Below are 16,090 nucleotides of genomic sequence, written 5' to 3' on the forward strand. Positions count from 1 at the left end.
CTAGCTACTATTCTCCTAAAACCGCATCGATATATAAATCAGGGTTCATCAAGCCTTCGGCAGCCAACTGGATATAAGATGAGATTATTTCTCCACCCAATCCCAGAAAAATTGTTGCAGCCGTCAAAAGCGTAATTGGTATAATAACCCCTCTTGTTGTCCCTTTCTCCATTTCTTCACTTAGGTTTGTCTCACCCCAGAATGCATTCATGAAGATTTTCATAACAGAATATAGCACTAACAAGCTTGATAGTAATCCAATTGCCCCCAGCCAATAATCTCCGGCTTCAAAGGTACCTTTTGTAATCAGCATCTTCCCGAGGAAACCACTGAAAGGTGGGATACCTGCCAACGCCAAGGCTGCGACAAAGAACATCCAGCCAAGAAACGGATGAGTCCGGATCAAGCCGCTGATTTCCTTTAATTTAGCAGTGCCAGTTAGGTAAATAACTGTACCGCCGATTAGAAAAATCAGTGCTTTCACATTGATGTCATGCACAAGATAAAAAATGGAACCTGTGATGCTGCCTGTGGTGAAAGCAGCAAGTCCGGCCATAATCAAACCGACAGAAATGATAACATTGTAGGTCAAAATTCCTTCTATATCCCATCTCGAGACCGCACCGATTGCTCCGAGTAACATTGTCGCTGCCCCTAGGATTCCGATCAACAAGTGGGTGATTTCCGGTTGATGATAGAAAATCAATGTAAACATACGGAAAATAGCATAAATTCCAACCTTGGTGAGCAAAGCCGCAAAGATTGCTGCCACCGCTGTAGGTGGAACACTATATGATCCTGGTAACCAATGAAATAGCAAGAGACCGGCCTTCAGGCTGAAAACCATGAGCAGTAAAATCGCAACGGTCGTCAGCAGCCCATTTTGTCCCGCTTCCGCAACACGGACAGACAGATGCGCCATATTCAACGTACCTGTTACAGCATATAGGTAGGCAACGGACACAAGGAAAAAGAAGGATGACATGACATTAATCAATATATATTTGATTGATTCCCTGAGCTGTTTTTTCTCCCCGCCAAGTGTAATCAATGCATAGGAGGAAATCAGCATCAGTTCGAAAAAGACAAATAGATTGAAGATATCTCCGGTCAAAAAAGATCCGTTCACACCGCTGATCATAAACAGGAACAATGGATAGAAGAAATTTTTCTCTCTTATCTTTCCAATTGTGTAAAAGGCGTAAAGCAAACAACAGAAAGACACAAATGCCGTTATAATCAACAGAATGACCGCAAACATATCGGCGACAAGGCTAATTCCATAAGGGGCCGCCCATCCCCCTGCCTGCAGAACCTGTATTCCCTCCACCTTTACTTTCATAGCCATTAGCACTGAAACCATTCCCGTGGCTAGAATTGCCAGAAGAGCAATTGATCTTTGCGCATATAAGTTTTTTCTGAATATGACCATGATAAGTCCCGCGATAAGCGGAATAATGACCGGCAGAATGATTATATTATTCATCTTCATTTCCCCTTAATTCATTCAAATCGTCAGTTCCCAAGACTCGGTAACTACGATAGGCAACCACCAGAAAAAGACCTGTAACTGCAAAGTTAATAACAATCGCTGTCAGGATGAGCGCCTGTGGCAGCCCGTCTGTAAAGGAAGTGCTTTTCAATCCTAACAATGGCGGACCCCCGGTCTTTAATCCCCCCATTGTTAAGATTAAAAGATTGACAGCGTGGCCGATCACCGAAGTCCCAAGAATGATTCTCAGCAGGCTTTTGGATAGGACCATATATGTTCCAATTGTGAAAAAAACACCTACAAGTATAGACATAACTGTTTCCATAATTATCGATCCTCACTTATGCTCAGGATGATTGTCACAGCTGAACCAATGACAGCTAACGCTACACCAGTGTCAAATATAAGAGCGGTAGCTAGTTCCGTTTTACCTAAAATCGGAAAATCTACATAACCATACGTTTGGGAAAGAAAGGGAACACCGAACAGAAATGAACCGACACCCGTAAGAATTGCAATCAGTACACCGATCGCTGCCACTGTTTTAAAATCCACAGGAATAATCTTATTGACCGCTTCCGTCCCAAGCGTCAAATACATGAGTACAAGTGCACTGGCAATTCCCAACCCTCCGATAAATCCTCCTCCAGGGTTGTGATGCCCCGAGAAGAACAAATCAATGGAAAAGGTGAGGATAATCAATACTGCAACTTTTGTTACGGCCGTCAATAAAATATCATTAGGCTTCATTTTTTATCCCTCCCTGTAACATTGACCTTGATTAATGTAAAGACAGCCAATCCCGCAATACACAGGACCGCCACTTCGACCATCGTATCAAGTCCCCTGAAGTCAACCAAGGTCGCGTTCACTATATTTTTAGCTCCGGCAAGCGTATAGGAATCTTCGAAATACCCAGAAATCGTTTCAAACAAACGGGTTCCATTGGCGGAAAGGGCCAATAGTGTTACCGTCAACCCCACTCCAACTGAAATCAACATATTGGTGAATTTGAAACGAACTTTACTTACTTCTTTTCGAAACTCTGGCAAATGATAGAAGCACAGCAGGAATAAAGCGACTGTCACTGTTTCCACAACCAATTGCGTCAGCGCCAGATCCGGTGCCTGAAAAATAACGAAAAGAATAGACACTAGATATCCAAGGGCACCAACAGCAATAATCGATGTCAGTCGATACTGGGAAAACAGTGCGATTAAAGCGGTCACCACCATACCAATGACCATCACAGCTTCATAAATGCTCACCGGTGAATCCTTAGACATATCGAAAGCAAAACCGTTGAACAGCCACAGAGAACCACCAACAATGAAAATAAAAAACGCAAAAATATAAACTAGATAATCACGTGTATATCCAGTCATGTACTTCTTCGTTGCATAAGCAGATATCGATTCCATAAGCAGCAAAGACTCATTGTATATATTGTTAAACGTCAGGCTTTGCGGATACCAGCTGAATACCCTGATCCACTTAGGCAGCAGCTTGTATAGCAATAGGCCAACTAATACGACACCGATTGTCATCAATAATTCTGTATTAAAACCATGCCAAGCACTAATCTCCTTACCCAACCCTCCTGCTGCCTCATAATCCGGCAAGATTGATATAAGGGCAGGATCTAAAATGTATTTTGCCAAAATGTTGGGGAAGAAGAATATCAGGACTACAAACATCGCCAATATAGCAGGCGGAATCAGCATACCGACGGGCGGTTCATGAGCAGCCTTTGACAGCATCTCAGGTTTATGTTCTCCAGTGAACGTCTTAAAGACCATAATCATACAGTAGACGAACGTTAGGATACTTGCTATCCAAGCAACAACAGGGAATATCATGCCGAACTTTTCCATCCCGAAAATATCCATCCCTGAAGCATTCACCACGCCGGTAAAAAACATTTCTTTACTCAAAAAGCCATTGAATGGCGGTAATCCTGCCATAGAGAAACTTCCAATCATAGTGATCGTGAAAGAAATCGGCATGAGGCTCATTAACCCACCCAGCCTTTGCAGATTCCGGGTTCCTGTCTCATGGTCAATGATTCCGACAACCATGAACAGACTTCCCTTAAAGGTTGAATGGTTAACCAAATGGAATACAGCCGCCATAATAGCGATTGCATATACTTTCGATTCATCGCCATAGCCAAAATAAATGGCAGCAGACCCCAATCCTAGTAGACTCATGATCAAACCGAGCTGACTAATTGTCGAATAAGCGAGCAAGGCCTTTAGATCTTTCTGACGAACTGCATTCCAGGATCCGTATAATAAAGTTACAATTCCGACCAAGGATACCGTCCAGAACCAAACTGCATCACCGCCAAACAAAGGGGTTAACCTAGCCACCAAATAGATGCCGGCTTTGACCATTGTAGCCGAATGGAGGTAAGCACTGATTGGTGTCGGTGCCTCCATCGCATCAGGTAGCCAAAGACTAAACGGAAACTGAGCTGATTTAGTGAAAGCTCCCAGTAAAATTAAAATCATCGCAGGTAAAAAGAGGACATTCTCCGGCAATAATTTAGCTTGGAAGATCATTTCACGGATGCTATATGTATCGGTAATGATGGAAAGGAGCAACAACCCGGCCAACATAGATAATCCACCGAAAATGGTGATTAGCATCGACTTCCGTGCTCCTTCTCTCGATTTTTTCCGTTGGTACCAATAAGCAATCAACAAGAAAGATGAAATACTGGTCAGTTCCCAGAACACGTAAAGGACGACAACATTATCCGAGAAAACGACTCCAAGCATGGCCCCCATAAACAACATCAGATATACATAAAAGTTATGCAGCTCCTCCCGAGCCCTGGACATATAGAAAATCGAGTACAAAATGACAAGCGATCCGACACCTGTGATTAACATACCGAATAAGAGGGACAATCCGTCGACATAAGCTGTGAAATTAATCCCGAATGATGGCAGCCATTTAAATTCACTGGTCAATGTATTCCCAGTCGTTGTAATTGGGATATACTGTAATAAGGAGATAAAGATGATGACCGGCAAAAAAAGAACAAACCAGCCTATATGTAATTTTTTATTGAACATACTATAGAGGAAAGGTATCAGAACCGCAAAGAAAAACGGTAATAAAATCATTAAATTAATCATGTCCTCGCGCTCCCTTCATCATAGAATACTGTACGCACACACAAAAGTGACGATATATCCAACGGACCCTTTTTATATTAGAAATATTTACTCTATTTTGTGTAATAATAATTGACTGAAAATCTGGCATGGGCTATATTCGTAATAGTCCAATGAACTACCATCTATTTAGAGGTGAACTTTTAATGAAAAAATGCAAAAGCCGAATGGACGAAAGCATCCTTGTGTGTGTCTATTACGGCCCCAATGGTGATCGCTTGATCCAGCGTGGCAGTAAAATCGCCAACATGTTGGATTGTCCCCTATATATCTTGACAGTGGACCCAAGTCCTTTTGATGAACTAGACGCTGAGAAATCCGAAAGTATTGAGAGATGGCGTCAGCTCGCCGAGGAATTGGAAGCAGAGGAATTCATTTTGAAAGATAATGAGAAACGACCGTTTGCAAAAGTAATAGCGGATGTCGCACGTGAAAAACAAATTTCACAGATCATCCTTGGTCAAACAGCACAAAGCCGTTGGGAACAGATTGCTAAAGGTTCGATTATAAATACTTTGTTGCGAGATATTCCATTTGTTGACATTCATATAATATCCGTCGCCCGGGCATTGAGAGATGATCCAGACGGCCTTTACGAAAAAGGCGTACGTGCCTATCTCGAAAAAGAAGACAATCATTATCGGCTGAGCTTTGAACATACAAAGAAAAGTGAATTTGAGGGTATCTTCTTTAAAGAAATCGGTACTGATTTCAATACTGGTATCTTTAAATTTATGAAAAACCAAAAAACACTGCAAGTAACCGTGACTGATAACTATGTCAAAGAAACTTTATGATGTGACACCTCCACAAAAAAATGTGGGGGTTTTTTCTTTTCTAAGGAAACTGGAGTCTGTTATACCTATAGATTCACATCAACTTTGACAGGAAGTTTTTCATTTTTGTCGATTCCCAAATACCGTAATGTTTCACCAGGACTATGATGATGATAAATGTTCATCAGGATTGAAATAGCAATCCCTTTTCGATAGGCATGATAACCGAATGTCTTCCGTAACGTATGGGTTCCGATTTTTCCCGGTATCCCCACTTCCTTAGCCGCACAATTAATAATCCTGTATGCCTGTTGCCTTGAGATAGGCTGCTGATTTTTTTTGGATTTGAATAAATAATCATCCGTAGAGAAATCAAAGGTTTCTAAATAATGTTTCGCAGCTTCTCTCACATTTTGATTGAGGTAAAAAGCCCTCTCTTCCGAAGTCTTTGCATCTTTTATATAAAGGAACTCCTTGAACTTCCCGCCTTCCCAGATATCACCCACCCGTAAAGAGAGCAGTTCACTGACACGGAGACCAGTATTAATTCCAAAAACAAATAATAGTAGATCACGCAAGGATTGCTTTTTAAGAATCCTTTTTATTGCGGTAATCTTGCGGATATCCTTTATGGGATCAACGTATTCCAAGGAAATACCCCCTAACTATAATGTTACTTAATTATGATATTATCAAAAATTAAGTAACATTACAAATATAGTGACTTGTTTGATTTTTTAATCTAAAACGCTTTATAAAGAGGCTTTATTAAAGTAAGGCAGCTCCATTTACTCCCTTTTCGCGGTTCTGGCAGTGGCCTGCAGGAGCACTCCCTGGATTTCATTAGCAATGTTATGTAGTAATATCCATCTTTTAGAATACAGGCTAACGAGGAAGTATTTAATTGCTACTTAGGAATAAAAAGAGTAAAAAAAGCGCCCCAAAATTGGGACGCACTTAAATTGCTTAGTTTTGATATTCCTTTATTAATTCATCCAGCGATAGGTAAGATGTATTGCTGTATAGGAGATCCGCTTTAGCCAGTTGTTCTTTAGAGCCTATTCCGACCGCAAACATGCCAGCACTCTTAATGGCTTCAACTCCTGCTTCTGCGTCCTCAATCCCAATGCATTCATCAGCAGGGACACCAAGCTTTTCAGCGGCTTTTAAGAAAATTTCCGGATCCGGTTTACCCCTCTTAATTGTACGCGCATCAACCATATAATCAAACTGGTCACTGAGCTGTAAGGAGTTCATCACAGCCGGCGCGTTTTTGCTAACAGAAGCAAGACCCAGCTTATAGCCGGCAGCTTTTATATCAAGCAATAGCTGTTTAATGCCAGGTAAACTATCATTTGGTGTAATTTGCTTGATTAGCTCCATATAATGCTCATTTTTCTGCGCAGCCAGTTTTTCTTTTTCTTCAACCGTATAGGAAGATTGCTTATTCCCAATTTCCAGAATGATTTCAAGGGATTCCATTCGAGAAATTCCCTTTAATCTTTCATTATCCGCTCTGGTAAACTCAATTCCCAATTCACTGGCAAGCTGTTTCCAGGCAAGATAATGATATTCTGCTGTATCCGTAATAACACCATCCAAATCAAAGATAAACGCTTTTAATTCCTTACTCACGCGACCGTGTCCTCCTTCATTAGCGGTATTTTTACAACACCATCAGCAGGCAACTCAAATTCACTGTCGTAAACCTTGAGTTTCATTACCGGGCCAGTTTGTGAAATACTCACTTCGTTTTTATTCACTTCAATAGTTAAATGATGATCTCTATAATTGATATTAAAGCTATAACGGTCCCATGCTGCCGGAATAAATGGTGCAAACGACAGCTCCTCATTAAATGTTTTCATGCCAGCAAAACCTTGTACAATCCCTAACCAGGAGCCTGTCATACTTGTAATATGAAGGCCATCCTCCGTGTCATTGTTATAGTTATCCAGATCCAGCCTTGCTGTTCTGGTATACATCTCATATGCTTTATCTTCCAGTCCAAGTTCAGCAGCAAGTATCGCATGAATGCATGGAGACAGAGAGGATTCATGTACGGTCATTGGCTCATAGAATTCAAAGTTTCGGCGTTTTTCCTCACGTGTATATTCATTATTCAGGAAATAAATCCCTTGCAGGACATCCGCCTGCTTGATAAAGCAGCTGCGCAGAATTTTATCCCAGGACCATTTTTGATTTAGCGGGCGGTCTTCTGGCTTTAATTGCGAAGCAGGCATTAAATCCTTATCCATAAATGTATCATGCTGAATAAACACTTGATTCTCCTCATCAAATGGATAGTACATTTTATCAATGATATCCTGCCATTTATTTAATTCATCGTCTGTCATATATAAATCTGAAAATCTCGCTTCATGCCCGTTCTCTTTTAAATATCCAATAACTTCAAGGGTGTAACGTAAAGTCCAGGCTGCCATTGTATTCGTATACCAGTTATTATTGACGTTATTTTCGTATTCATTTGGACCGGTTACTCCATGAATCATATATTGATCTTTCATTTTATTATAATGGACGCGGTCTGCCCAAAAGCGCGAAATCCCGACCAGCACATCTATGCCATATTCGTTAAGGTAACTCTTATCTCCTGTATAATTCACATAATTATAAATAGCATAGGCAATAGCTGCATTACGGTGGATTTCTTCAAAGGTAATTTCCCACTCATTATGGCACTCCACTCCTGTGAAAGTGACCATTGGATATAATGCTCCTTTTAATCCTTGTCTCTCAGCATTGAGATAGGCTCCTTCGAGCTGGTTATGACGATAGATTAAGAGATTGCGAGCCACTTCAGGCTGAGCTGCTGCCAAATATAATGGAATCGCATATGCTTCAGTATCCCAATACGTTGCACCACCATATTTCTCGCCTGTGAATCCCTTAGGTCCGATGTTTAATCGGGCATCTTCTCCATAATAGGTTGAAAACAGCTGAAATAAATTAAAACGGATTCCCTGTTGTGCTTCAATATCTCCATCAATTTGGACGTCTGCTAACTCCCAGCGCTCTGCCCATCGATCGCAATGTGCCTTTAAGCAAGCTTCATAGCCTTGTTGCATAGCTGTATTAACAATTTCCAGACCCTTTTCACTTAAAAATTCTGAAGCATGATCACGGTCTGTTGTAATGCCCACATATTTAGTTAACGTAACAGTCTTACCTTCTTCAGTTGGAATTTCAATTTTATTATCTACATATTCTTCGTGTTGGAACGGTTTGATATCGGCCGTGTTGCCATTGATTTCAAGACCCATCGTCGCAGAGACTGTAAATCTGTCTGTTCCGAAAGGGTTTTCATTTGTTTGCATAACCAAATTACCCATGAGCTCAGATGAGCTGGAGGAAATATAATTCCAGAAGTCTTCTTCATAGTTGGAATCTTCATTGCGAACTTCACCATCTAAATAAGGAATAAAGGTAATCACACTATCATGGTTAATTGGTGTAACCGCATACTTGATCACCGCTAGTTGCTTCTCTGCAATTGATAAATAGCGTACTACCTCAACAGCTGTTTCTTTACCAGCTTGTGAGACCGTAAAGCTTCTCGTAAGAACACCATTTTTCATATCGAGTTCACGGCGGTAATTACTCATTTCCACTTTATTAAGGTCAATTTCCTCCTCACCAATAAAAACACGAATTCCGATAAAATTAATGGTATTGATCACTTTACCAAAGTAATCGGGATAACCGTTTTTCCACCATCCAACCCTGGTTTTATCCGGAAACCAAACGCCTGCCACATATGTCCCTCTATGACTATCACCTGTATAGGTTTCTTCAAAATTACCTCTTAACCCCATATGCCCGTTTCCAAGACTTGTCATACTTTCAGCAAGTCTAAAATCCTCTTTATGTAACTCTTCTTCAATAATTTTCCACGGATCTATTGAGAACAGTCTTTTCATATAATACCCCTTTCCATCTTCCCTCAATTATTTATTTAATAGAATATATATAGGCTTCTACTGTTTGTGCAATCGGTTGCATAAAAGTACATTCTCATTATAACCGATTCATTAACTTATGAAAGCATAAAATTAAAAATTCTAAAATTTATCTAAAATTTATTACATCTACGTGAATTTGAATAGTAGGATAAAAAGCCTTTTTTAATGCCCTACTATCCTTTCTTCTATAATTACTCAAAAATAAAAATACCTCTAAAGAATTCTATTCCTTAGAGGTTATTCATGCTTTATTATTCGTTAGATTCAGTCCCAGGACTGTTTTCATGCGGCGGCTTACCAGGGTGGGTACCTCCAAAAGGATGTGGAGGAATATATCCGTTTGCCTGTATTCTTTCAAATCTTTTATCCATATGATTCTTTAACATATCAGCATTCTGCTTAGACATCACACCGAATTCAACATACTTTTCAACAATAGCCTTTTCCTTTTCCATCACTTCTTTATGCATCGCAGCAAGCTCTGCTTTCTGTTGTTCCGTTAAAGTTGGCCTTGTTTGCTTTGTTTGATTATCGCCATTTTCTGCCGCATGTACGACGGTATTGGATATACCAATTGAGGTAAAGCTCAAAACACATGCCATTATCAACAAGAGAGACATTTTTTTCATTAGTATTTTCACTCCTTCTTTATTTTCTGCCCCTAGTTTTTACCAACTTTAATTATTTATGCATGCTGTTTTCCTATAATAAAAAAGGCTGAACTCTAATTAGAGCCAGCCCATTTCATTCTTTATTTTTTATACCTTTTAGGATTCGGTTTCTTCTTTATAGACTTTGAATTTTGATTATATACAGGTCTCTGATCTACAATTTTACCTTTAAACAGTTCCTTTTTCTGAACTTCAATATGCAGTTCCCGAGCGTATTTCTTTAATTCACGTTCTTCACGAGCCGTTACAATTGAAATAACCGTTCCACTTTCTCCCTGGCGTCCAGTCCTACCTGAACGATGCACATATTGAGCAATCGTTTCAGGGAAATCCACATGGATTACAAATGGCAGCCCTTTAATGTCCAAGCCCCTTGCTGCCACATCTGTAGCAAGTAATATAGTTGACTCCTGCCTACGAAACTCACGTATAGCCGCTTCTCTTTCTATTTTCTTGGAATCGCCATGAATAACTCCTAAATCTACTCCCTTGAAACGAAGCTTTGAAGCCATCACATCCAAATTTCCGATGTCCTTTCCAAAAACCAATGCACGCATTTCAGGCATTTTAACTAATTTTTCAAGAATATTTATTTTATCACGCGCCTCAGTGACAAAATAAATATGATCCACCTTTGATTGAACGGTATCTTCCTTTTTAACCCGTACTTTAACAGGGTCATTCATCCATTGCTCGGCTTCTTCCTCTAACCCAGCCGGCAAAGTAGCTGAAAACAAAACTATCTGACGGTCTCTCATAGTACTTTTAATAATTGTCCCAATAGTTGGCAAATGCTCAGGGATCATTAGTTGGTCCCCTTCATCCAGCACAATTGTTTTCACTTCATGCATCTTTAGCTTTTTCTGCTTAATCAGTTCTTCTAGTCTGCCTGGTGTTCCGATGACAACATGCGGATGCTTTTTCAGCTTTTCCAATTGACGCTTCGGATTAGCACCGCCGATAAACGAAGCAGCCGTAATACCTGTTTCTTTTGACCATGCTTGTACAACTTCAAAAATTTGCATAACAAGCTCTCTTGAAGGGGCAAGAATAACAGCCTGTACTTTTTGTTCGTCTGCTTTTATTTTATTTAAGATTGGCAGGACATAAGCAAGTGTCTTTCCTGTTCCTGTCGGCGATTCTGCCAAAACATCTTTTCCTTCATATATAGGACCAAAGGTCTCCTTCTGAACTGTAGTTGCTTCTTTGAATCCGGATAATTCCCATTGTTTTTTTAATCCATTTATTAACTCATTGACGATTGAATCATTTGTATTCATTAATTTCTCCTAACTAAACACATACTTGTATGATTCTTATTATACATATGCCAAACGATGATTATCAATAAAGGAGAGGTTCCTCCCATAATAAAGAGGTCTCTCCGTGTAAAGCCATTTTTTATTTAATGGAATATATACCTACACACCAGGCTCCACTGGTGCCGGTGGTGTAGTCATTACCGTGCCTGCAAGGTGTCTATTTTGGCCGGTAGCCCGATTGTTTAGGAATTGTCAACTTTATTCCAACTGCCGTTAAAGATGTTGCCACATAAACAATAAGTAAAATGAATTATTATAGTCCGGATGACTTGTTCCGGGCTATATTTTTAAGCATTATGATGTATTGGCAGGAGGAAATACAGTTATACTACATATAAACAATAAAATTACTATATTAGAAGAACGCACAAATAGTGAAATGTAATTATTTTTAGGCTTCTTGCGACATGTGATTATTTCCATTAGAATGAAACTACTAGTTTATGCGAAAGAGGTTGAAGATGGTGGAGCACAATACGTCAAATTTTATTCGTAACATCGTTATTGATGATATAAAATCAGGTAAAACAGATCAAATTATTACTCGTTTCCCTCCTGAACCAAATGGTTATTTGCATATTGGACATGCAAAATCTATCGTTTTAAATTTTGAACTTGCTGATGAATTTAAAGGAAAAACAAATCTACGTTTTGATGATACAAATCCGTTGAAAGAAGATACGGAGTATGTAGAATCTATTAAAGAAGATGTCAAATGGCTTGGATTTGATTGGGACAACCTCTTCTTTGCCTCTGATTACTTTGAAGAAATGTATAATCGCGCAATTCTTTTAATTGAAAAGGGATTGGCCTATGTGGACGATTTAAGCGCAGACGAAATCCGCGAATATCGTGGTTCTTTAACTGAACCAGGTAAAGAGAGTCCCTACCGTAACCGCTCTGTAGAAGAAAATTTAGAGCTATTTAAGCGTATGCGTAATGGAGAATTCGGCAATGGAGAAAAGGTACTTCGTGCCAAAATTGATATGAGTTCACCAAACATTAATTTGCGCGACCCGGTTATTTACCGAATCGCTCATGCAACTCACCATAATACTGGTGATAAATGGTGTATCTATCCTATGTATGCTTTCGCCCATCCAATTGAGGATGCTATTGAGGGCGTCACTCACTCCATTTGTACGTTGGAGTTTGAAGACCAGCGTCCGCTTTACGACTGGGTTATTAAAGAATGTGAGATGGAAAGCACACCAAGACAGTATGAGTTTGGCCGTTTAAATTTAACAAATACCGTTATGAGTAAACGTAAGCTAAAACAATTGGTTGAGGAAGGCCTTGTAGATGGCTGGGACGACCCAAGAATGCCTACTATTTCCGGTCTGCGAAGAAGAGGCTATACTCCAGAAGCAATTCGTAATTTCTGCCGAGAAATTGGTGTCGCTAAAACAAGCGGAATTGTGGATGAGAAAATGCTCGAGCACTTCGTAAGAGAAGATTTGAAATTGAAAGCACCAAGAACGATGGGAGTCTTAAAACCATTAAAAGTGGTTATCACCAACTATCCGGAAGGACAAGTTGAAATGCTTGATGCAGAAATCAATCCAGAAAATCCTGAGATGGGAACTCGCCAAATTCCATTCTCAAGAGAAATCTATATTGAGCAAGAGGACTTCATGGAGAATCCTCCAAAAAAATATTTCCGACTATTCCCTGGAAATGAAGTGCGTCTGAAGCATGCTTACTTCATCAAATGTGAAGAAGTTATTAAAGATGAGGAAGGCAATGTGATAGAGCTTCGTTGTACCTATGACCCTGAAACAAAGAGTGGATCTGGTTTCACTGGACGTAAAGTAAAGGGAACTATTCACTGGGTTGAAGCTACACAAGCTGTTCCAGCTGAATTCCGCTTATATGAGCCGCTTATTCTTGACGAAGAAGCAGAGGAAGACGGAAGCTTTCTTGATCATGTAAACCCGAACTCTTTAATTATAGAAAACGGCTTTGTTGAACCAAATATGAAGGATGTTCAACCAAATGAGAAATTCCAATTCTTCCGTCATGGATACTTTAATGTTGATCCTAAGGATACAACAGCTGAACATTTAATCTTCAACTTAATTGTATCTCTTAAGAGTTCCTTTAAAATTTAAATCTTTAAACACTGAAGGACCGTGGTAATACACGGTCCTTTGTCATGATTTGAAATGGAAATCGGTTTTTATTCATAATTACTTGATTTTAAATACTCCCTCGGTGACAGCCCAAACTCCTTTTTAAAGGCCCTTACAAAGGTTGAATAATCATTAAAACCTGCACTTTGGGAAATATGTGTCATCGATTCTCCCTTCGAGAGCATCGATTTTGCTAGATATAATCTCTTCTGCAGGATATACTGATGCAGTGTGTACCCTGTATATGACTTGAATTTTCTCATTAAATGATACTTACTCAAAAAACATTTTGATGCTAATACCTGTATAGAAAGATCCTCATTTAAATGTTGATTAATATACGATAAGACTTCTGTTATATTTTTATCAAAAAGGATATCCTGTGAATGCGCTACTGCTTCATCATGGATAAAAATACGATTAATAATAATCAGCAATTGCATTAACAGTGCCGATTTTAAAATATCATCTCCAAAAGCAGCTTCCCGTTCAGTCTCTATTAATTCCTGAACGATGCTTTTGATTTTTTCAAGTGGCTTATCTGTAATCCGTATTAGATTAATTTCACGACGGGCAGCCAAATCAAAACACATCAATAAATTGCTATTTTCTCTGCTATGTTTGGAAACCATAGCTGGGTCGAACCAAATGATAAAACGCTCATATTCTTCCGTTGGATCAATAATAGGCTTATGGATTTGTCCATGCCCTATGATGAGCAAATCCCACGGCTTCAGTTTATAAGCCTTTCCTTCTATCATATAAGTGACGTTTCCTTTAATAAAGATGATGATTTTATTAAAATCATGATAATGATATTCGAATTCATTCACTATTTGGTCTTTAATGTGAAAGACTTTTATTTCCTGATTTAGGATTCCCCTTCTCTCTGATTGCCATCTATTGAATTCATGCATGATATTCCTCCTGTTTAAGAGCACTTTTTACCATGTTTTAAGCAATATTTTCATAGAATGTGGTAAAATAGTCAAGTATGCTTATAGTACTAATTATTGAGAGGCAGTGAAAATAGTGAAACAAATCTTTTTAAATTATAAAGGTTCCATCATCTTACTGCTGGCAATCGCGATTGGTGGGGTAGCCGGTTATCTGATCGGTCCCGATATAGCAGTTATTAAGCCATTCGGGGATTTATTTCTGAACTTATTATTCATGATTATCGTTCCGCTTGTATTTTTCAGTATCACTTCCGCTATTGCAAATATGAGTGAAATGAAGCGTCTCGGAAAAATCATGGGCAGTATTGTCATCGTGTTCTTCACAACCGCTCTTATTGCGGCGGTACTCGGCTTTATCGGTACAACTTTTATGAATCCAATTGGGGATTCCGATGTATCATCCATTAAAGAATTAATGTCAAACACTGAAGTGGTTGAAACAGAAGAAATTTCTTTCCTGGGCCAGTTAGTTAACACTTTTACAGTAAGTGATTTCTCAGAGCTCTTATCCAAAAATCATATATTACAATTAATCGTATTTTCCGTATTAGTTGGATTGGCTACAGCTATGGCTGGGGAAAAAGGTCGGCCTGTTGCACAATTGATGAGCTCAGCAACTGAAGTATTAATGAAGGTTGTCAAAATTATCATGTACTATGCCCCTATCGGATTAGGCTGTTATTTTGCCACAATTATTGGAGAGCTTGGGCCGCAAATTCTTGAAGGATATGCCCGTTCATTTGCTCTGTATATGATTTTAAGTATCATCTACTTCTTTGGTTTCTTTACTTTATATGCTTATATAGCAGCAGGCAAAAATGGTATCAATGTATTTTGGAAGAATGCCCTTCCTCCATCCGTAACTGCTATAGCAACATGCTCAAGTGCTGCTTGTATACCTATCAACCTGGAAGCTACTAAAAGAATCGGAGTTCCAGACGATATTGCTGAGACTGTCATCCCTCTTGGTGCCAATACACATAAAGATGGATCTGTCTTTGGAGGAGTTTTGAAGATTGTCTTTCTATTCAGCCTCTTCGGCAAAGACATGACAAGTGTATCAAGCATTTTAAGTATTCTTGCTGTTTCCTTCCTTGTCGGAGCTGTCATGGGAGCTATACCTGGCGGCGGTATGATAGGAGAAATGCTCATTCTTTCTGTATTTGGTTTCTCACCAGAGGTGCTGCCAATTATCGCTGTAATCAGCACAATTATTGATATTCCTGCAACCTTATTGAACTCAACTGGAAACACAGTATGTGCAATGCTCGTAGCTCGTCTGGTTGAGGGTAAAAACTGGCTGCAAAACTCACTTAGTAAAACAGCTAAAGCATAGAACATATTATTCGTTTTTTTCCCTATAAGGATCAATTCAGACTGCAGATAAAATTCCGTTTGGAATTTTGTCTGCAGTTTTTTGTATAATAAGGCTACTATCTGCTGCTTTCTGATTGATAAGCAATGTCATATACGACTTTTAAGGAATATGGTTCTGTAGGTCACTGTTGGTTACTAAAAAGGAAAAGAATCGTTGAAATTTCGTGAGACTACTACAGGAGAAGCCAGCACA

13 protein-coding genes are annotated in these 16,090 nt (G+C 39.3%); 3 read left to right on the plus strand and 10 right to left on the minus strand.

Going from position 1 to position 16,090, the window contains the following annotated elements:
* Positions 1 to 7: 7 nt before the first annotated feature.
* From F7984_RS18385 to F7984_RS18400, 4 genes are read right to left on the minus strand one after another with little or no spacing between them, the layout of a single operon-like run.
* Positions 8 to 1,486: a Na+/H+ antiporter subunit D gene (locus F7984_RS18385; protein WP_066109479.1), complete on the minus strand. Its 1,479-nt coding sequence runs from the start codon at positions 1,484 to 1,486 to the stop codon at positions 8 to 10.
* A complete protein-coding gene (locus F7984_RS18390; protein ID WP_066109482.1) occupies positions 1,479 to 1,817 on the minus strand; it encodes a Na(+)/H(+) antiporter subunit C in 339 nt (112 codons plus the stop codon). Before F7984_RS18390 ends, F7984_RS18385 begins: the two co-directional genes overlap by 8 nt.
* Positions 1,818 to 1,819: 2 nt before the next feature.
* Positions 1,820 to 2,242, minus strand: a complete 423-nt coding sequence (locus tag F7984_RS18395; protein WP_066109486.1) for a Na(+)/H(+) antiporter subunit B — start codon at positions 2,240 to 2,242, stop codon at positions 1,820 to 1,822.
* Positions 2,239 to 4,638 carry a Na+/H+ antiporter subunit A gene (locus F7984_RS18400; protein WP_140461911.1) on the minus strand — a complete coding sequence of 800 codons (2,400 nt, stop codon included), beginning with the start codon at positions 4,636 to 4,638 and terminating at the stop codon, positions 2,239 to 2,241. Before F7984_RS18400 ends, F7984_RS18395 begins: the two co-directional genes overlap by 4 nt.
* Before the next feature lie 185 nt (positions 4,639 to 4,823).
* Between F7984_RS18400 and F7984_RS18405 the strand changes: the two genes are divergently transcribed.
* Positions 4,824 to 5,474, plus strand: a complete 651-nt coding sequence (locus F7984_RS18405) for a universal stress protein (RefSeq protein WP_066109492.1) — start codon at positions 4,824 to 4,826, stop codon at positions 5,472 to 5,474.
* A 65-nt stretch (positions 5,475 to 5,539) separates the two neighbouring features.
* Here the strand turns inward: F7984_RS18405 and F7984_RS18410 are convergent, their stop codons facing one another.
* From F7984_RS18410 to F7984_RS18430, 5 genes are all read right to left on the minus strand, one after another.
* Positions 5,540 to 6,103 carry a site-specific integrase gene (locus tag F7984_RS18410; protein WP_066109497.1) on the minus strand — a complete coding sequence of 188 codons (564 nt, stop codon included), beginning with the start codon at positions 6,101 to 6,103 and terminating at the stop codon, positions 5,540 to 5,542.
* A 316-nt stretch (positions 6,104 to 6,419) separates the two neighbouring features.
* A complete protein-coding gene (gene pgmB / locus F7984_RS18415) occupies positions 6,420 to 7,088 on the minus strand; it encodes a beta-phosphoglucomutase (RefSeq protein WP_066109500.1) in 669 nt (222 codons plus the stop codon).
* Positions 7,085 to 9,394: a glycoside hydrolase family 65 protein gene (locus F7984_RS18420; RefSeq protein WP_066109503.1), complete on the minus strand. Its 2,310-nt coding sequence runs from the start codon at positions 9,392 to 9,394 to the stop codon at positions 7,085 to 7,087. The genes pgmB and F7984_RS18420 overlap by 4 nt, the downstream gene beginning before the upstream one ends.
* Before the next feature lie 293 nt (positions 9,395 to 9,687).
* Positions 9,688 to 10,065, minus strand: coding sequence for a YckD family protein (locus tag F7984_RS18425; protein WP_066109504.1), 378 nt, complete (start codon positions 10,063 to 10,065; stop codon positions 9,688 to 9,690).
* Positions 10,066 to 10,187: 122 nt separating this feature from the next.
* Positions 10,188 to 11,387 carry a DEAD/DEAH box helicase gene (locus tag F7984_RS18430; protein ID WP_066109507.1) on the minus strand — a complete coding sequence of 400 codons (1,200 nt, stop codon included), beginning with the start codon at positions 11,385 to 11,387 and terminating at the stop codon, positions 10,188 to 10,190.
* A gap of 503 nt (positions 11,388 to 11,890) precedes the next feature.
* On the opposite strand from F7984_RS18430, the gene F7984_RS18435 reads away from it, so the two are divergent.
* On the plus strand, positions 11,891 to 13,540 hold the full coding sequence (locus F7984_RS18435) for a glutamine--tRNA ligase/YqeY domain fusion protein (RefSeq protein WP_175354324.1): 1,650 nt from the start codon (positions 11,891 to 11,893) through the stop codon (positions 13,538 to 13,540).
* 68 nt (positions 13,541 to 13,608) lie between these two features.
* On the opposite strand, the gene F7984_RS18440 is transcribed toward F7984_RS18435, so the two are convergent.
* Positions 13,609 to 14,478: an AraC family transcriptional regulator gene (locus F7984_RS18440; RefSeq protein ID WP_066109509.1), complete on the minus strand. Its 870-nt coding sequence runs from the start codon at positions 14,476 to 14,478 to the stop codon at positions 13,609 to 13,611.
* A 112-nt stretch (positions 14,479 to 14,590) separates the two neighbouring features.
* Between F7984_RS18440 and F7984_RS18445 the strand changes: the two genes are divergently transcribed.
* A complete protein-coding gene (locus F7984_RS18445; protein ID WP_373925486.1) occupies positions 14,591 to 15,856 on the plus strand; it encodes a dicarboxylate/amino acid:cation symporter in 1,266 nt (421 codons plus the stop codon).
* Positions 15,857 to 16,090: the final 234 nt, after the last annotated feature.

The sequence above is a fragment of the Pradoshia sp. D12 genome, assembly GCF_008935075.1.
In the GTDB taxonomy this organism is placed as follows: Bacteria; Bacillota; Bacilli; order Bacillales; family Pradoshiaceae; genus Pradoshia.